Raw genomic sequence first — 16,999 nt, forward strand, 5'->3', positions numbered from 1 at the left:
ATGTTTACCATCAGGCGACGCGCGCTGTAATCAGCGCTACGCCAGCGATTACCAGTACGATCCCGGCCCCTGTCGTCCAGTGGAAGGGTTCACGAAAAATCAGCACCGAAGACAACGCCACGGTCGCCACCGCTCCGGCGGTCAGCACCGGGTGCGCCACATTCAGCGGGAGGCGCGCCAGCGCTGCGGCATAGAGTAAAAAAGCGCCGCCATATAGCCCGAGGCCTAGCCAGAATGGCCAATTACTCAGCGCGCCCAGAGGGTCACCGAGGGATGGAAACTTGCGCGGCGGCATCATGGCCATCTTCACCAGAACACTGGCGGAAGCGTTGGAAAAAATGCCAATAAGCAGGATGAGCCACTTCATACGTCGGCCTCCAGGCCATGCTTGCGGTAATGCTGGATCGCCACGTTCAGCGCTCGCTCAATCGACACCGCATGCGGTTCATTTTTGGTGGCCAGCATTTCGATGGACACCACATGGTTGGGGATAAAGTGTTCCAGGGCGATCATCACCTGCCCATGATCAGTGCCGCCATCCCCCAGAGGAAGCAGGTCAGGCTCACTGGCATGCACATGCCCGATAAGGGCGGCGCAGTCTTGCAGCACCGCGCGCGGATCTTCAGCGTTGATAGTCAGCGCGCCTGTGTCCAGTTGCATTTTGATGGCGGAATGCGCCACCTGCTTCACCACCAAGGCCGTTTCAGCGCTGGTGGTCATGAAGTTGGCGCCATAACAGGTGGGATTGGGTTCCAGGCAGACCGTCACACCGTACAGCTTGGCGATTGCCCCCAAGTGCCTGAAAAAAAACACCGCCACGTCCAGCGTTTTCTGGTCATTCAGCCCGGTGCGATCCCGGTTTTTCGGTGAGCCAAAAACCAGGCGTGTGGCGCCCAGCCCCGAGCCTATGCGACAGACCTCCGTCAGATGTTGCAGCAGTGCGCGCTGGCTCTCAGGTGAGCCAAAGACATTCAAGCCCTTGGTGCCAAACAGCAACGCCTGCATGCCGGTGATTTCGATGCCTCGCCCGGCCCACCAGCCTTTGACCTGAGCAATGTGCTCATCTGTAGCCTGGGCGGGCATAGGGAAATACTTGCCGGGTGCGACATCAATCGCATCGACTGCAAAGCGCTGAAGGAGCGTGGCGATCTCTTCATCTTCTGTGGTGTCCCACGCAATATTGGAGATCGCCAGCCTCATGCGCTACTCCCCAGAACGGACTGGATCATGTGCGGTTCTGACTGCGCATAGGCCCTGACAGCCTGAACCGCTTCACGTGCGCGGTACTGGTAGCGACCGGCGGCACCAAACACGTGAGCGTGCTTGGTCTGCATGTCGTAGGTCGCTATCGGGTTAGCCAAGGCATTGGTGAACGGCCTGCCGAAACCCTGTTGCGAAATATCCGCCACGCTGATGGGTTCTGCCGTGAGGTGAACCAACTTCAAGCCGGCGTTCAGCGCAGTTTGAATGTCATACCAGAGATTGACCATAGGGTAGAACTGAAAGACACCGCGGCTATCAATGGCCTGAAGATTGTTGTCATTCAAAAAATCGAAGATGACATTCTTGCGCAGGCCTGGCCCAACCAGCCCAGGCAGGCGGACGATCAAATAATGGGGGAAGTGGCTTTCGACAAACTTCTCCAGCAGTCGGCGGTGCAGACCATAAGCATGCAGCCCGGACTCATCGACGGGCGTGTCTTCATCAACGCCCACGGCTGTTTTGAAGACATCGACCGTGCTGATCAATATGAAGGTTTTACACTGGATGGTTTTCAGGTGGTCGATAAGGCCTTCGATTTTCTGCCGATCCGCTTCAGGTTCGCGGTTAGCGATCCATTTTTGCGCGGGTGCGCCAGCACAGACAACGGTACCGAATGACTTGCCATCAATATCGCCAATATTGATGGATCGATAATTGGCGTCAAAGACTGTCTGCTTCGCAAGCGTCGACCCGGCAAATCCGGTAAATCCAATCAAGCAATCATTCACGTTATTCATGATTTACCCCGCAACGCATACGCAGTAGCTCGGCATTATGGACATAAAGAACCGACGTGTAGTGACAGTCAAACTTGCTTATTTCAGATTCAACCACTGCCGCATAGCCCGTCTCATCGTCATGGCGATCCATGTGTGAAAGTAATAAGTAAAACTGACCGGCTGGCCGGCGCTCAAATAATGTCCTGATTAACTCGGAGACTATTTGTTTTTCCATGGACGGGTCTCTAGTCTGAGTCGTTTCATCGAGCACGCTGATGAAGTGATGCTTGTTCAGCCGGTTATCCAACAGCAAGTAATACTCGAGAGACGGTTGTGCATCCGGGTAAACCAAAATGTTACTGGCCTCCATGCCTGCAAGGTACTCGTACAAACTATTGTTGGCCGTGTATTCGTAATTATCGCCTGTAAAATTCTTGTACCCTGCTTTGCCCGCCTGAAACGCTAAAATGATAAACAGAGTCCAGCCCAGCACCTTGAAGGTTTTTAGAGGGCTTGATGTGAACTCAAGGATTGCACAGCTGGAAATAACCAGGCTGAAGGGAATCAGCCAGATCACATGCCGGGGATAGGTGGCCGGATAAAAACCAAAAATCTTGCCGGCTACTACGACAAGCACCAAGGCGCAAAAGAATAAATTCAGCCTGAAAATAAATCCTCTATTGCTGAACGTAAACAGTGCAATGCTCGACAGGCAGGACGTTATTAGCAGTGCCTTGCCGTAGGCCCCTAATATCGCGTTACCCAACGTACTGATCGATACTGAAAAAGATTTTTCACCGTACTCAGCGTAGTTGGTCAGCTGATAAATAGTGAGGTGTTTCATGTAAAAATACGAGAAGGCAATGCACGCAGTCGAACATAAAAAGGCGACTATCGTTGCGTTGCGTCGGGGGCGCTCGCTGTTGGTCAGGAACCAGAGAAACGCATACCCTAACAACCCTCCTGAAACAATGAGGGTGGAAAACCCTATTGCGCTGATAACGGCTGCAATCAAAAGGGCCCAAAAAATGTTTTTATGTTCTTCAGCTTCCCAAATCGCGAAGATAGCCAAAAAGCTCCCGCTCACTTCAAGAAAATAATACTTAAGCTCCGTCACGTGAAAGCCAGAAGAAAACGTATTGCCTATGACCGCTACCAGGAAAACAAAAAGCCCCCACTTGTATTGTTTATACAGGAGAGAGACGGGCAAGATCATCAGCACTGACGCCGCCAATACGGACAGCCTCAGAGGCTTGATGTCGTAGTTGAAAATCGCCATCACCGCTTTAAAGAAGAATGACGCCGGTACTGGCTCTGCCTGATCGTAATAGGGTAACGGTGTCATAAAGCCGTTCAGCGTGTTCACTTCGATAATGTTTTTCAGAAGCATGGCTTCATCCAGCCACACAGAACGTGACGCTAGCGTTAAAAATATGCTGGCTAACAGTAGCAGGGCGACCCCGGTACAGACGGAGGGCAGATCAAAAAATTTCTTCATTAATCTTCTCCAACACATCATAAATATTGTCAATTTTTCCGCCGAGCACTGAATAGCAGCCAGGTAACTCCGCATGTTTCTCGAAAAGAATGGGCCTCCCGTCATCACCCTCATTCTTGGCTAGAATGGTTTTGACTTCGAATAACGAATCGATATACCTGGCCTCGAATACAGACGGGATATAGCGCCCCACATCCCTGACCATACGGTCAACGCGGGTTGTGCGGTCGTGGTTCATGAGCTTTTCGTAGGGGTCTATTCCTTGCTCATCATTCCAGTGCAGGTGGGGCGTGAAGCGGACGTGGGATAGCGTATGCAGTCCGCGGGCAGGAAATGGCATGATCGAAAAGAAAGGGCCATCCATCACAGTAATCCCCAAACCTTTTAGGGCGGGAGGCATCTGCATCAGGGCCATTTCGGTGATTTCCTGTTTCAGACCGGTTCGAACACCGGGGAAATCACCCTTGAACTGGTTGGAACCGCTATAGGTGCAGTTGAATACATAACGGCAAGAGATCAGGTCCGGGGCGCTGTCCTCCGTTTCAGCCGCCACCTGTAGCGTCGCGCTCGGTCCTTTGGAAATGGCAGTCGCTCGGGTCTGATAGCGGATCTGTACACCGCATGCTTTCAGCTCTCGTTCCGCCCAGCTCGCCAGTTTCGTGGCGTCGAATGCATACTCTTCAACTAGGAACACATCTTCGATCAGCCGCGGTTCAAACAGTTTGCGCAACGCGGGATCGGCACGCTGAGTCCGGGCGCCAATATCCCGACAAAACCGCTCGAACTGTTTTGCCGTGACTTTCGAGTTATGGCTGGCAATCGCATAGACTTTGGTGAAATCCTGGGTGACTGCTTCGGGCCAATCACGCACGAACTTGGGCAGGTTTATCCGGCTTCGATACGCCGTGGTGAAACTGCGTGGGTAATGGTATCCATTGTGTACACGCGCCTGATTGTTATACGAGGCGCGCATCAACAGCGCCGGCTCACGCTCTACCAGTACGATGCGTTTGAGGCCTCGCTGCCTGGCCAGGTACACAGCAATAGCCGAACCATAAAATCCGCCGCCGATAATCACGGCGTCGTAGTGTGGATCGGTACCTGGCATCAGGACACTCGCTCACTGACAAAGGCTGTCGCCTCATCGGTCGTTGATGACACCTCTTCGATATTCAGCTTTTCACGCCGCGTCATACGAGCGCTGGTGAACTCTTGTCCCACATGGTAGAGCGGGCCTTCATTGGAAAAACTGGCCATGTTCAGGATGTATTCACCCAGCACAAGAAGCACCAGTGAGATCAGAAAAAACATGCCCGACTGTTGCAACGAAAGGCTGATCCAGCCAGGCGCGACGTCCGCTTTTAAAAAACCGACGGCGACGACGTAGACGCAATAAACCAGGTTGATCATTGCGCCAAACGTGGAGAGGGCCGTCACCAGTCGCATGGGCGCGCGAGTAGTTGACACCAGCAAGCGCATGCCTCGGTCGATGCTGTCCCCCAACCGTTTGGGGGGCTGGGATTTTGGCGCCGCCACGTAGTTGTAACGGAGGTAAGACCGGGCAAAGCCGCCCGTTGCAGGTAAATGACGGTAGGTTATGGCCGGCTTTGGATGTTGCAGAATGAAATTGATTACTTTCTTGCTAATGAGTCGGTATTGCGGCGCTTCTGTGGCGAGATGAATACTGTTGAACCAGCGATAGAGTATATGGAATAGCGTGTAAGCGCAGCGGTAGGCGAAGCTTTGTACACACCGTTGCTGGTTGCTGACAAAGACCACATCAGCGCCGCCGATCGCTTGCTCTAGCATATTCGGCATAAATTTTATGTCGTCCGTCGTAGGGTCAATGACGGCCACAAAATCACCCAGCGCATTTTCCAGCCCAACCCATGAGGCGGTGTCGGCATCCACTTCCTTTGTCAGTGCGTACACCTGCAAGTTGGCAAATCCATGTTCGCCTGTCAGCCGTTTCAGGACGGTAATGCTGTCGTCGACCGACGCGTTGTCAACAATGATCAACTCATAATCACTGACAATGGAGGCGATCACGGAACCGGCGTTAAAAAGTATGCCCTCAAGACTTTCCGCTTGATTGCGGACAACGAAAACGACAGATAAAAAACAGGGAAAAAATGCCATTTTAAATTCTCTTTAAAAAGCCAATAAATATCGGGCGCTGGGTGTCGCGCCTGAGGCTGCATTTAAGCTGGATCAAATCGATGTCGTTGGGCTGGGCACGATCAATGCCGACGCAGGGGGCACGGTTGACGGCCGGGACCGCCGCAAGGGCTGACCTCAGACGAACGTCGGACCAGTGGTCAGCAATAAACCGGAGCACAACAGGGTGTTGTCGAGGGCGACAGCAAGGAGGGGGCGTGGGGCGGAAGGTTAAAATAGTCACAAAAAAATGTCCCAGAGTGCTTGCCAGATACTGTCCGATCCAGAAAACAAAAAGGTATCAACGCACGAGCGCTGCACTTTTTCATGGCGTAAAGCTACTGAAAGCAGGCTAGACCAGTGACCCACACTCCGCTAGGCGAGCGCCAAAAAAGACTTGAAAAGGCCAGTGCACATTTAAAGGGTGCCTGCCTACAATGTGGTTTCTGCTATTTTTTTGACGAGAAGGATTTTCGTCGGGATGCTTGAAATTTCGAACGGGTGATGCGTATTTTGTACAGATCGCCGTTCAACGGCTTATAAAACAATAAAGGATTTAGAGTCATGATGATTAATGACCTCCGTTCCCTCGCGGAGCGATTGGCGGGCATTGATGAGATTGAATGTGTTACGCCAGATTTGAACGGTGTGCCACGGGGCAAGGTGATGACCGCCGAGGGCTTTCTCGAAGGGCGGCGTTTGCAGCTTGCGCGTGGTGTGTTGCTGCAATGCATCATGGGTGGTTATCCACCGGCGCGATTTTACGGGAGCGATGACGGTGACCTTGCACTGATTGCCGATCCTACCCAGATTCACCGTTTGCCCTGGAGCGAGCACCCGCGAGCGCTGGCGATTTGCGATGCGGATGAACTGACCGGGGAAGGGTCCAGTCTGTCGACCCGTGGCCAGCTCAAGGCGGTCATCGCTCGTTATGCTGCGCGTGGCTTGGCGCCGGTGGTGGCGACCGAGCTGGAGTTCTTCGTGTTTGCGCCCAATACCGATCCGACTCAACCTTTCGAGCCGCCACTGGGCCTTGATGGTCGTCGCGAGCAAGGTCATTCGGCCTTCAGCGTCAGCTCTAATAATGGTCTGCGCCCGTTTTTCAAAGAGGTGTACGAATGCATGGCGGCGTTGGGCCTGCCGCGCGACACGTTTATGCACGAAATGGGTGTCAGCCAGTTCGAGATCAACCTGTTGCATGGCGACCCCTTGTTACTGGCCGATCAGACATTTTTGTTCAAGCACCTGCTCAAGGAAGTTGCGCTCAAGCATGGCTTGACCGTGGTGTGCATGGCCAAGCCCTTGGCACACACGCCGGGTAGCTCGATGCATATTCATCAAAGCGTGGTGGACCTGCACTCGGGGGGCAATGTGTTCAGTGACGAGAGTGGCAATCCGACCGCGACCTTCCGGCATTTTATCGGGGGGCAGCAAGCGGGCATGGCGGATTTTACGGCGCTGTTTGCGCCGAACGTGAACTCCTACCAGCGTCTGTGTCATCCGTATGCATCGCCTAACAATGCTTGCTGGTCCCACGACAATCGCGCCGCGGGCCTGCGTATCCCGGCGAGTGCGCCGGTCGCCCGAAGGGTGGAGAATCGTCTGCCCGGTGCGGACGCCAACCCCTATCTGGCAATTGCCGCGAGCCTTGCAGCCGGTCTTTATGGTATTGAACATGCGTTGGAACCCACGGCGCCGATACAGGGTGAGATCAAGGTGCCGGATGACTTGTCATTGCCATGTACCTTACATGCCGCACTGGAGCGTCTGAAGCGTAGCCAATTGGCAAAAGAGCTGTTTGGTAACGTGTTCATCGAAGGCTATATCGCTTCGAAGAGCATGGAACTCACCAGCTTTTTTGATGAAATTACCCCCTGGGAAAGGCGTGTGCTGGCTGCTCAGGCTTAGAAACTGTGGTTTTGGAGTCGCCCGTTCGGGTGGCTCCATTCTTTTGCTCCTTTATATGCGGAAAGCCTGGAACGTCGATGCGTCAAATCTGGAAGTCCTTTCGAGCGCTTTATTTCGCCTCGCTGATGATGCTCATCGGCTCGGGTCTGTTAAGCACCTATCTCGCCTTGCGCCTGGCGGCTGATCAGGTCGATGGCCTGTGGGTCGGTGCGTTGATGGCGGCCAACTACTTCGGTCTGGTGCTGGGTGGCAAGATCGGTCACCGACTGATCGGCCGGGTCGGGCACATTCGCGCCTATGCCACCTGCGCGGGTATTGTTGGTGCTGCGGTGTTGGGGCACGGACTGATCGATTGGCTGCCCGCGTGGTTGTTCCTGCGGATGATCGTGGGCCTTGGCATGATGTGTCAGTACATGGTCATCGAAAGTTGGCTCAACGAGCAGGCGCATGCCAAACAGCGTGGCGCCGTATTCAGCGGTTACATGATCGCGTCTTACCTTGGTCTGGTGTTGGGGCAGCTGATTCTAGTCATTCACCCGGCGCTTGGGCTCGAACTGCTGATGCTGGTCGCGCTGTGCTTTGCTCTGTGCCTTGTGCCGGTGGCAATGACCCGCAGTATTCACCCTGCGCCCATGCACCCGGCACCGCTGGAACCACGGTTTTTCCTCAAGCGGGTGCCGCAATCGCTGAGTACCGTATTGGGGGCGGGGCTGATCATCGGCTCGTTCTATGGTCTGGCGCCGCTGTATGCCTCCCAGCAGGGGTTGTCCACAGAGGCCGTGGGCTTGTTCATGGGGAGCTGTATTCTCGCGGGGCTGTTAGTGCAATGGCCGCTCGGGCGCTTGTCGGATCGCTATGACCGGGCGTTGTTGATTCGCATTTTTGCCGGTGCGCTGGCCTTGTTGGCTTTTCCCTTGGCGGTCATGCCGCAGGTGCCTGTGGAAGTATTGTTCGGGGTCGGCTTCTTCGCCTCTTTGATGCAGTTCTGTCTTTATCCGTTGGCCGTGGCCTTTTCCAACGACCACGTTGAAGGCGAGCGCCGTGTGTCGCTGACCGCCATGTTGCTGATGACCTACGGTATAGGCGCCAGCATTGGTCCGTTGGCTGCGGGTGTACTGATGAAGATGTTCGGCAGCAACATGCTCTATGCGTTCGTCTGTTTTGCCGCTGTGATTCTGGTCTGGCGCATCCGGCCCAAGGCTGTGACCAATCTGCACCAGGTCGAGGATGCACCGTTGCAACACGTGGCTATGCCGGACAGCATGTCCAGCTCACCGTTGGTGGTCGCGCTGGACCCGCGCGTGGATGAACAGGTGGTTCAGGATCAGATGCAGACGACGGTCGAGCCGCAGGTAGAGCCGGAAACCGAAGAGGAGCCGCAACCCTGATTGCAAGGCAGCGACAGAGCGCGCTGGCAAGCCTGTTTGATCGCGGACGATTGCGAGTTATGAAGAGCGGGGAGACGCAGTACAGGGGCGGAGGGCGATTGCGGTAGGTATTGCACCGCAATCGCTCATGTCGCAAGCGCGATCAGAAGTCGTCGTCTTTATCGAATCGCCGCGCTTCGCGCTGTAACTGATAAACGAATCGCTCAACCTGGCGCTGGACCAGGCCACTCATGTTGTGGAAGCGCACCCCGGCGAAGGTGATGTTGATTCGGTCTTCGAAATGCAGGTAACGCAACTCGACTGGCGCGGTCATCTTGCCAAAAGGCAGGGCAGCGACGAAGCGCTCATAGACCTGACCCAATTGCAGCTGCTCGGAAATATCACCTTTAAATCGCAATTTGCAGCCGGTGGCAGAAATATCCAAAAGCTTGCCGACCAGCGGTACTTTCAGCTTGTCACCATTGATTTCTATATCGACCAATTGAGCCAGTTTCAGTGCGGCCCGAAAGGCGCTGCGGCGCTGGTGATAAACCACTTCCTTAGGCATGGGGCCACGGTAGCAGCGATGATCTCCATGGTCGCTTATGGCCAGCGTATCTTCGCATTCCCACGCGATACGAACACCGTCATGAAATCCTTCGACGCGAAAGGGTTCGCCGCTGGTCAGGAACCGTTCGCCGTCTCGGGGGATCATTTCGTCGAAAGCAATCTCTTTACCGTCGACCTCGATCAGATAGCTTTGAAAGCGCTGAGTGCGCTCATGAAAGGTAATAATCAGAGGGTCATGACTGTCGAGCATTAGCCGCAGGTTGGCGGCAATTTCCAAAGGTGTGGTGAGTACCTTTGGTGGCTGCGGAGCATCTTCCGCGCTTAAGGCATTGAACACGGTTCATCCATCTCCAGGCAAAATACAATAGCACGCGATTGCGGGCATTTTGCCAGCATGTTCGATGCCTTGATACAGGAAATTTACGCTTGGCTCAGTGGGCGCGGCTTATTGACACTGGCTGTCGACCCGCGATTGTCATACAGCATGGGTGCTTCGCCGCCGGTGAGAATTCTCATCTGATGGGCAGTGGACACTTGCTGTACCTTGATCAAGTCGCCATTGAATTCGTTGGCTGCTCGGCAGTGGCTCATCAGCTCGCTGAGTTTGTCGCCTTGACTGATCAGCGCGTCACCGATCAATGAATTGCGCGCCAGTTCCTCGAGACCCTGACGATCAGGCTTCAAATTGAGGCTGGCAAGAATCTGGCTGCGTTTGCGGCCACGCTGTTCAAGCATGATCACCAGCGATTGTTTCTGCGCAAGAATATCTTCGAGTAAGAACATATCCCGACCATGCAGCGCCAGTGATTCGGCGTGCAGCAGCTCCAGCAGCTTCTGTGCCGGGGCGACATCGTCGGTGATCAGTTGCAATAGAGTAGTGTCGTGCATTGCATGCTCTGAGTTTTAGGCGTCCAAAAGCCCTGGCGCAGGCCCTCGGCTAGCGCTGGGCTTCGAAATTAAGCAGCTTGCTGGCTACGCGACCGCTATCAACTTTATAGCTGCCGTCTGCAACGGCTTGTTTCAACTCGGCCACACGGGCGCTGTTGACAACAGGCTGACTGCGGATCTTGTCGCTGATAGTCTGCAACTGCTGCGCCTCGTTACTGAGGTGTACGGTTTCCCCGCTCGACGTGTTGGCCGTTTCGGTGGTGGTTTTCGCGCTCGTGGAGGCTGCGGCAGTGCCGGTCTCCTTGACATTGCTGGTACGCGAACCCGTCGACACGGAGGGGGGACTGTTTAAACGACTGAAGTCGATGACCATGGTTAAGAACCTCTAGGTGTTTGGACGCTTGCCATGTTTTCGGCCAAACACAAGAAAACTTTAGGTGAGTTTTGAAGAGGAGAAAAAGCTGCCATACACAGCTTGGCAGTCTAGGAAACTCCGCCTCATTACGCCAACTATCACAAGGCTACTTCTACCTGCCCCGGTGCTGTTACCCGAGCTTTGATCACTCGTTTCGAATTAAGGTTCCGCACCCTGATTTGTTCACTCAAGCCGCCATCGGTCAATGCCTCGCCGGGCATGCGGACCACCAGTGTACCGCTCTTGGCGGTAATCACGACCTGGTCGCCCTTGCGTATGAGTTCTGCCTGTTCCAGCTGCAACGGGGTGATGATCTGCCCATTGATCATTTGACGGGTTACTTTTTGTCCTATCGCCTCTTCAACCGATGTGATGTAGCCCTGGGACATCTGACTGATATCGCGTTCGCTCAGGGATATATCATCTTCACCAATGATGCCGTCGCGCTTGAGCGGGCGTTTGACAATCACGACCTGGCGAAATAAATGTACCTGGGCAGGCACATACACCGTCCAGGGTAGTGACCCTTCGCAACGAACCTTGACGGTCACTCGCCCGATGGGCTGAGCAGGGCTTTCGAGACTCGCTGTCAATTCCTTGTCGCACTGTGTCAGAGTCATGCGCGGGTCGAGCTGGTTGACTTGGATTTGGTAACGGCCTTCGGTCTGGGTCGTCGCCAGATAGTCCTCTACGGAGAATTCAAGAAAACCCTGGGTCACGCCGATAAGCTGATCAGGCATGCTCAAAGGCTCGCCCCGTGCGAATTGGCCGCTACTGAAAAGCAACAAAGCGACTGTCGCGCAGCGTAAGCTGCGAGAAATAGATATCACGCGTCGGAAAAATGTCGTATTTGCATTCATAACAGTTAAAAAGCAAGCCCCGTGCCGCTTAGTCATTTTAGTGAGTGTGGGGTCGAAGCTTTCAGTTTGGGAGTCAGGGCATGGCTGGTGTAATGGATTCGGTGAACCAGCGCACGCAACTGGTGGGGCAGAACCGTCTTGAGTTGTTGTTGTTCCGTCTCAACGGCCAGCAGCTCTACGGGATCAATGTGTTCAAGGTCAGGGAGGTGCTGCAGTGCCCCAAACTGACCGTGATGCCTAAGTCCAACCCGGTGGTGCGTGGCGTTGCAAATATTCGTGGGGCGACCATTCCGATCATTGATCTTGGGATGGCCACCGGCTCGAAAGCATTGGTGCAGGGCGTGAATGACACCTTCGTCATCATCACCGAGTACAACACCAAGATTCAGGGCTTTCTGGTGCATTCGGTGGAGCGCATCGTCAATATGAACTGGGAGGAGATCCATCCGCCGCCCAAGGGAACGGGGCGCGATCATTACTTGACCGCAGTCACCCGAGTGGATAATCAACTGGTCGAAATCATCGATGTAGAGAAAATTCTCGCGGAAGTGGCGCCGGCACCGGAAAGTATTTCCGTGGGTGTCGTCGATGCAGAGACCCAGGCCAAGGCGTTGACGCTGCGGGTACTGACGGTCGACGATTCGTCGGTTGCGCGCAAACAGGTGATGCGCTGCCTGCAGACGGTCGGGGTTGAGGTGGTAGCCTTGAACGACGGTCGTCAGGCTTTGGATTACCTGCAGCGCATGGTCGCGGAGGGTAAGAAGCCCGAAGAGGAATTTTTGATGATGATTTCAGACATCGAAATGCCCGAAATGGATGGGTATACCTTGACTGCGGCAATCCGCAACGATCCGCGCATGCAAAAAATGCATATCATCCTGCATACTTCGTTGTCGGGTGTGTTCAACCAGGCCATGGTCAAGAAAGTCGGCGCAGATGACTTTCTTGCCAAGTTTCGACCTGATGAGCTGGCCGCTCGAGTAGTCGAGCGGATCAAGGCAGTGAAATAATCGCCAGAGGGCGCCGCCCTCTGGTTGTACGCAAGCGTGTAAAAGGCGGTTTCTTTGTCGACAGGTAATTTGGATTTCGAACAGTTCCGGGTCTTCCTGGAAAAAGCCTGTGGCATTTTGCTGGGTGAGAATAAGCAGTACCTGGTCTCCAGCCGTCTCAACAAGCTAATGGATCAACAAGGCATCAAGTCGTTGGGGGAGTTGATTCAGCGCATTCAGGCTCAGCCTCGGAGTGGTCTGCGCGAGCAGGTTGTGGATGCAATGACCACCAACGAGACGCTCTGGTTTCGCGACACCTATCCGTTCGAAGTCATGAAGAACAAAGTGCTTCCTGAAGCGATAAAAGCCAGTCCCAACCAGCGCCTGCGCATCTGGTCGGCGGCATGTTCTTCGGGTCAGGAACCGTACTCGTTATCGATGACGATCGACGAGTTCGAGCGCAGCAACCTCGGTCAGTTGAAGCAGGGGGTGCAGATCATCGCCACTGACCTCTCGGGCTTGATGTTGAACAACTGCAAGACAGGCGAATATGACAGTCTGGCGCTAGGCCGTGGCCTTTCCCAAGAGCGCCTGCAGCGCTTTTTCGATCCCAAGGAAGCAGGTCGTTGGGCCGTCAAGGCGCCTATCAAGAGTCGGGTCGAGTTTCGTTCGTTCAATCTGCTGGACAGTTATGCGAGCCTGGGCAAATTCGACATCGTTTTTTGCCGCAACGTGCTGATTTACTTCTCGGCGGAAGTGAAAAAAGACATCTTGTTGCGTATCCACAGTACGCTCAAGCCGGGCGGCTATCTGTTCCTCGGCGCGTCGGAAGCGCTCAACGGTTTGCCTGACCATTACCAGATGGTCCAGTGCAGCCCGGGGATCATTTACCAGGCGAAGTAATCGCTGCGCAAAAAAAAGAGACCCTAGGGGCTCTTTTTTTGCCTCGGGTAAACCATTATGGCCCTTCGGACGGGGGGCGGCAATGGCAATAAAACGGCACCTGGCTTGCCACTTTCCCCCTGAATAGCGGAAATATTTTGCCGCTTTTCTGTCATTGCCGCCCCGTATCGCCCGCAAACCCCCGATTTACGGCCTCGGCGAAGCTGGCACGTTGATTGCTATGTTCCTGATACGAAATTCAGGTCAGCCGCTAAAGGTTTCCCGACATGAGCATCAGCTTCGATAAAGCACTAGGCATCCATGAGCAGGCCCTCGGCTTTCGCGCTCAGCGTGCAGAAGTCCTGGCCAACAACATTGCTAACGCTGACACACCGAACTACAAGGCGCGAGATCTTGAGTTCTCGGCCGTGCTTGCGGCGCAAAGCGATAAAACCAAAAATGGCACCTTCGGTCTTAAAACGACTAATAGTCGGCACATCGATGCCGAGGGGCTGGGTGGCGAAGACGGGACGTTGTTGTACCGCACGCCGAGCCAACCTTCGTTGGACCAGAACACCGTCGACACGCAGGTCGAACAGGCCAGCTACGCGCAGAACGCCGTTGGTTTCCAAGCCAGCTTCACCCTGCTCAACAGCAAATTCAAAGGGCTGGTATCAGCCCTGCGTGGAGAGTAATCCATGTCCCTTGCAAATGTTTTCAACATTGCCGGCAGCGGCATGAGTGCTCAAACCACGCGTTTGAATACCGTGGCCAGTAACATTGCCAACGCCGAGACTGTTTCGTCGAGCGTCGATCAAACCTACCGTGGCCGTCACCCGGTATTTGCCACTGTGCTCCAGGGGCAAAGTAGCGGCGATAGCGGCTCCCTGTTCGGTAGTCAGGGTGAAGCCGGTCAGGGCGTTCAGGTCAGCGGTATTGTTGAAGATCCGAGCAATCTTGACGCTCGTTATGAGCCAAACCATCCATCGGCAGACAAAAACGGTTATGTCTACTACCCCAACGTCAACGTTGTCTCCGAGATGGCCGACATGATTTCTGCCAGCCGCTCGTTTCAGACCAACGCGGACATTATGAACACCGCCAAAACCATGATGCAGAAGGTCCTGACTCTCGGTCAGTGATAAGAGGCGCAGTCGATGACAACCACTAGTAACGTCGGCCAGTCGGTTCTGGACCAGCTTCAGAAATCGGCAAGTTCGAGCAGCTCCACCAGTTCTACCAGCACAGCCAGCACAACCGGTACCGCATCACTGGGCAAAGATGCATTCCTGCAACTGCTTGTCACGCAGATGAAGAACCAAGACCCTCTCAGTCCGCAGGACAACACGCAGTTTGTTTCTCAGTTGGCTCAGTTCAGCAGTCTCGAGAGCATGCAAAACCTGACCAGTACGGTTGATACAATTGCCAGTACTTACCAGTCGTCTCAAGCCCTGCAGGCCTCTTCTTTGGTCGGGCGTTCGGTGATTGTTGAAAGCGGCTCGGCAGTGGTAGACACCACCAAAGGTCTGACCGGTTCAGTGGTCGTGCCTAGCTCGAACTCGTCGACCACGGTCAAAATTTCCGACGCGAATGGGAACGTGGTCGACACTATCGACCTTGGCGCGCAGTCGGCGGGTACTACCAGCTTTACTTGGGACGGCAAGAACGGGGACGGCACAGTTGCAGCAGCCGGCACTTACAGTTTCGTTGCTACCGGCACTGCCAGTGGTACGGCCACCGCTTTGAGCACCTATCTGCCAGCCACCGTCAACAGCGTGACAATGGGGGTCAGCGGTGCAGAAATGACGCTCAACCTCGCGGGCGGTAGCAGTGTCGGCCTGTCCAAAGTACAAACAATCGGAATATAGAGCCGACTAGACGGCAAAGGAGTTGAGCATGTCATTCAATATCGGCCTCAGTGGGCTCTATGCTGCAAACAAAAGTCTCGACGTTACCGGCAACAACATTGCCAACGTTGCGACCACTGGTTTCAAGTCGTCCCGTACCGAGTTCCAAGACCAGTACGCCGCTTCGATTCGTGGTACTTCCGGCGGTACCACTGCAGGTAGCGGCGTCACCACGGCCGCTGTGTCCCAGCAATTCACGCAGGGCACTTTGACCACGGGTACAGGCCGCAGCCTCGATTTGGCGATCAACGGCAACGGTTTCTTCATGGTCAGTAATAACGGCGAAAAACTCTACACTCGCGCCGGTGCGTTCTACCCTGACAAGAATGGTAACGTCGTCGACGCCTCCGGCAACAAGCTGCAGGGGTATGGCGTTAACGCCGCCGGCAGTGTGGTGAACGGTGTCTTGACTGACCTGAAAATCGATTCGTCGAATTTGGCGCCGAGCCCGACCGGCTCAATCAGCATCGCGTCAAACCTGAACTCTTCATCGGCCCTGCCGACTGTTTCAACGTTCGACCCGACTGATGTGAACAGCTACACCACCACGTTCAGCACGCCGGTCTACGACAGTCAGGGCAACGAGCATTCAATGAGCCAGTATTTCGCCAAGACGGGCACCAATGCCTGGACGATGTACACCTTGGTAGACGGTCGCAATGCGTCTGATCCTACGAGTACGGTGGCTGACTCGATGAACCTGACCTTCAAGTCTGACGGCTCGCTGGATACTTCCACGCTGGCTACCACGGGTAATCTGACCGTCAACGCTGACAGCACCTTCACCCTGAACAACTGGATACCGGCAGCACAAGTGGGTACCACCGGGGTCTGGGCGGGCAACGGTTCGGCGGCCAAAGTGAGCGGTGTCAAACTGGACATGCTCGCGACCACCCAAACCAACTCGGTGTCGGGCGCGATCACCAAAACTCAGGACGGCTACGCAACCGGTCAGTTGTCGGCCATGTCGGTAGACCCTACGGGTAACCTGTTCGCCACCTACACCAACGGCCAGTCCAAGGTCATCGGGCAAGTGTCGTTGACCAACTTCGCCAACGTTCAGGGCTTGGCTCCAGCCGGGGGCACCAGTTGGCGTGAGACGTATGCTTCAGGGGTTCCTGTCACGGGCGCGCCGGAGTCCGGCACGCTGGGCAGCCTCACCGGTGAAGCCCTGGAAGATTCCAACGTCGATCTGACCAGCGAATTGGTCAATCTGATCAAGGCGCAAAGCAACTACCAGGCGAATGCGAAAACTATTTCGACTCAAAGCACTATCATGCAGACCATTATTCAAATGGCATGATAAACATGCGTTGAACAAAGCCCCTTTTTAAGGGGCTTTTTTTTACGTTATTTTTAGTGTTTATATAAAAACAATGTTGATTTAATAGGGTTGTACCGCCATGGGTAAGTTCGATAGAGGTAAGTCGCTGTTATGAAGTTGATGGAAAAACGTTATAGCTGAATCCTACTATGTATGCGGAAAATTCCTACTTTCGATAATGCGAGAATAAATAACGCAGAAAAAATGGCGATGCAGATCTTCAAGTGATATTGGGCTGCAATGTTCGACTGC

Annotated in this window: 18 protein-coding genes; 8 read left to right on the plus strand and 10 right to left on the minus strand. The window is 54.4% G+C overall.

Annotated features, from left to right (window positions below):
• Positions 1-10: 10 nt before the first annotated feature.
• The 6 genes from AC1ME2_RS22310 to AC1ME2_RS22335 are packed head-to-tail and all read right to left on the minus strand — an operon-like array spanning position 11 to position 5,619.
• On the minus strand, positions 11-367 hold the full coding sequence (locus AC1ME2_RS22310; RefSeq protein WP_480436834.1) for an EamA family transporter: 357 nt from the start codon (positions 365-367) through the stop codon (positions 11-13).
• A complete protein-coding gene (locus AC1ME2_RS22315; protein ID WP_480436835.1) occupies positions 364-1,200 on the minus strand; it encodes a sugar phosphate isomerase/epimerase family protein in 837 nt (278 codons plus the stop codon). Before AC1ME2_RS22315 ends, AC1ME2_RS22310 begins: the two co-directional genes overlap by 4 nt.
• Complete coding sequence (locus AC1ME2_RS22320) at positions 1,197-2,000, minus strand: NAD-dependent epimerase/dehydratase family protein (RefSeq protein ID WP_480436836.1); 804 nt, start codon at positions 1,998-2,000, stop codon at positions 1,197-1,199. Before AC1ME2_RS22320 ends, AC1ME2_RS22315 begins: the two co-directional genes overlap by 4 nt.
• Positions 1,993-3,480 carry a hypothetical protein gene (locus AC1ME2_RS22325; protein ID WP_480436838.1) on the minus strand — a complete coding sequence of 496 codons (1,488 nt, stop codon included), beginning with the start codon at positions 3,478-3,480 and terminating at the stop codon, positions 1,993-1,995. Before AC1ME2_RS22325 ends, AC1ME2_RS22320 begins: the two co-directional genes overlap by 8 nt.
• A complete protein-coding gene (locus AC1ME2_RS22330; RefSeq protein WP_480436840.1) occupies positions 3,464-4,588 on the minus strand; it encodes an NAD(P)/FAD-dependent oxidoreductase in 1,125 nt (374 codons plus the stop codon). Before AC1ME2_RS22330 ends, AC1ME2_RS22325 begins: the two co-directional genes overlap by 17 nt.
• A complete protein-coding gene (locus AC1ME2_RS22335) occupies positions 4,588-5,619 on the minus strand; it encodes a glycosyltransferase family 2 protein (protein ID WP_480436841.1) in 1,032 nt (343 codons plus the stop codon). The genes AC1ME2_RS22330 and AC1ME2_RS22335 overlap by 1 nt, the downstream gene beginning before the upstream one ends.
• A 684-nt stretch (positions 5,620-6,303) precedes the next feature.
• Here AC1ME2_RS22335 and AC1ME2_RS22340 point away from each other — a divergent pair.
• Complete coding sequence (locus AC1ME2_RS22340) at positions 6,304-7,545, plus strand: glutamine synthetase family protein (RefSeq protein ID WP_480442281.1); 1,242 nt, start codon at positions 6,304-6,306, stop codon at positions 7,543-7,545.
• Positions 7,546-7,622: 77 nt separating this feature from the next.
• Entirely contained in the window at positions 7,623-8,933 is a 1,311-nt protein-coding gene (locus AC1ME2_RS22345; protein ID WP_480436843.1) for an MFS transporter, read from the plus strand.
• 142 nt (positions 8,934-9,075) lie between these two features.
• Here the strand turns inward: AC1ME2_RS22345 and AC1ME2_RS22350 are convergent, their stop codons facing one another.
• The 4 genes from AC1ME2_RS22350 to flgA all read right to left on the minus strand — a co-directional run bounded on the left by AC1ME2_RS22350 (position 9,076) and on the right by flgA (position 11,645).
• A complete protein-coding gene (locus AC1ME2_RS22350; protein WP_480436846.1) occupies positions 9,076-9,819 on the minus strand; it encodes a flagellar brake protein in 744 nt (247 codons plus the stop codon).
• Between the two features lie 83 nt (positions 9,820-9,902).
• Positions 9,903-10,370, minus strand: coding sequence for a flagella synthesis protein FlgN (locus AC1ME2_RS22355; RefSeq protein ID WP_480436848.1), 468 nt, complete (start codon positions 10,368-10,370; stop codon positions 9,903-9,905).
• 49 nt (positions 10,371-10,419) lie between these two features.
• The gene (flgM, locus tag AC1ME2_RS22360; RefSeq protein ID WP_480436851.1) at positions 10,420-10,743 is read right to left on the minus strand and encodes a flagellar biosynthesis anti-sigma factor FlgM; all 324 of its coding nucleotides are present in this window, start codon (positions 10,741-10,743) and stop codon (positions 10,420-10,422) included.
• A 140-nt stretch (positions 10,744-10,883) separates the two neighbouring features.
• The gene (gene flgA / locus AC1ME2_RS22365; protein WP_480442283.1) at positions 10,884-11,645 is read right to left on the minus strand and encodes a flagellar basal body P-ring formation chaperone FlgA; all 762 of its coding nucleotides are present in this window, start codon (positions 11,643-11,645) and stop codon (positions 10,884-10,886) included.
• Positions 11,646-11,725: 80 nt separating this feature from the next.
• Here flgA and AC1ME2_RS22370 point away from each other — a divergent pair, with 80 nt between their 5' ends.
• The 6 genes from AC1ME2_RS22370 (at position 11,726) to flgE (ending at position 16,726) form a co-directional block, all read left to right on the plus strand.
• Positions 11,726-12,655: a chemotaxis protein CheV gene (locus AC1ME2_RS22370; protein WP_480436855.1), complete on the plus strand. Its 930-nt coding sequence runs from the start codon at positions 11,726-11,728 to the stop codon at positions 12,653-12,655.
• A 54-nt stretch (positions 12,656-12,709) separates the two neighbouring features.
• Entirely contained in the window at positions 12,710-13,537 is an 828-nt protein-coding gene (gene cheR, locus AC1ME2_RS22375) for a protein-glutamate O-methyltransferase CheR (protein WP_449636305.1), read from the plus strand.
• Positions 13,538-13,803: 266 nt separating this feature from the next.
• Complete coding sequence (flgB, locus tag AC1ME2_RS22380; protein WP_480436859.1) at positions 13,804-14,211, plus strand: flagellar basal body rod protein FlgB; 408 nt, start codon at positions 13,804-13,806, stop codon at positions 14,209-14,211.
• A gap of 3 nt (positions 14,212-14,214) precedes the next feature.
• Positions 14,215-14,658, plus strand: coding sequence for a flagellar basal body rod protein FlgC (gene flgC / locus AC1ME2_RS22385; protein ID WP_480436862.1), 444 nt, complete (start codon positions 14,215-14,217; stop codon positions 14,656-14,658).
• 15 nt (positions 14,659-14,673) lie between these two features.
• A complete protein-coding gene (gene flgD / locus AC1ME2_RS22390) occupies positions 14,674-15,384 on the plus strand; it encodes a flagellar hook assembly protein FlgD (RefSeq protein WP_480436865.1) in 711 nt (236 codons plus the stop codon).
• A 28-nt stretch (positions 15,385-15,412) separates the two neighbouring features.
• A complete protein-coding gene (gene flgE / locus AC1ME2_RS22395; protein WP_480436866.1) occupies positions 15,413-16,726 on the plus strand; it encodes a flagellar hook protein FlgE in 1,314 nt (437 codons plus the stop codon).
• The last annotated feature ends 273 nt before the right edge of the window (positions 16,727-16,999 follow it).

It is taken from the genome of Pseudomonas sp. ASL9 (assembly GCF_056680335.1).

Excerpts from the sequence above, each read along its gene's own strand:
- AC1ME2_RS22310 (WP_480436834.1), bottom strand. The coding sequence starts at position 367 with ATGAAGTGGCTCATCCTGCTTATTGGCATTTTTTCCAACGCTTCCGCC.
- AC1ME2_RS22315 (WP_480436835.1), bottom strand. The coding sequence starts at position 1,200 with ATGAGGCTGGCGATCTCCAATATTGCGTGGGACACCACAGAAGATGAA.
- AC1ME2_RS22320 (WP_480436836.1), bottom strand. The coding sequence starts at position 2,000 with ATGAATAACGTGAATGATTGCTTGATTGGATTTACCGGATTTGCCGGG.
- AC1ME2_RS22325 (WP_480436838.1), bottom strand. The coding sequence starts at position 3,480 with ATGAAGAAATTTTTTGATCTGCCCTCCGTCTGTACCGGGGTCGCCCTG.
- AC1ME2_RS22330 (WP_480436840.1), bottom strand. The coding sequence starts at position 4,588 with ATGCCAGGTACCGATCCACACTACGACGCCGTGATTATCGGCGGCGGA.
- AC1ME2_RS22335 (WP_480436841.1), bottom strand. The coding sequence starts at position 5,619 with ATGGCATTTTTTCCCTGTTTTTTATCTGTCGTTTTCGTTGTCCGCAAT.
- AC1ME2_RS22340 (WP_480442281.1), top strand. The coding sequence starts at position 6,304 with ATGACCGCCGAGGGCTTTCTCGAAGGGCGGCGTTTGCAGCTTGCGCGT.
- AC1ME2_RS22345 (WP_480436843.1), top strand. The coding sequence starts at position 7,623 with ATGCGTCAAATCTGGAAGTCCTTTCGAGCGCTTTATTTCGCCTCGCTG.
- AC1ME2_RS22355 (WP_480436848.1), bottom strand. The coding sequence starts at position 10,370 with ATGCACGACACTACTCTATTGCAACTGATCACCGACGATGTCGCCCCG.
- flgM (WP_480436851.1), bottom strand. The coding sequence starts at position 10,743 with ATGGTCATCGACTTCAGTCGTTTAAACAGTCCCCCCTCCGTGTCGACG.
- flgA (WP_480442283.1), bottom strand. The coding sequence starts at position 11,645 with ATGAATGCAAATACGACATTTTTCCGACGCGTGATATCTATTTCTCGC.
- AC1ME2_RS22370 (WP_480436855.1), top strand. The coding sequence starts at position 11,726 with ATGGCTGGTGTAATGGATTCGGTGAACCAGCGCACGCAACTGGTGGGG.
- flgB (WP_480436859.1), top strand. The coding sequence starts at position 13,804 with ATGAGCATCAGCTTCGATAAAGCACTAGGCATCCATGAGCAGGCCCTC.
- flgC (WP_480436862.1), top strand. The coding sequence starts at position 14,215 with ATGTCCCTTGCAAATGTTTTCAACATTGCCGGCAGCGGCATGAGTGCT.
- flgD (WP_480436865.1), top strand. The coding sequence starts at position 14,674 with ATGACAACCACTAGTAACGTCGGCCAGTCGGTTCTGGACCAGCTTCAG.
- flgE (WP_480436866.1), top strand. The coding sequence starts at position 15,413 with ATGTCATTCAATATCGGCCTCAGTGGGCTCTATGCTGCAAACAAAAGT.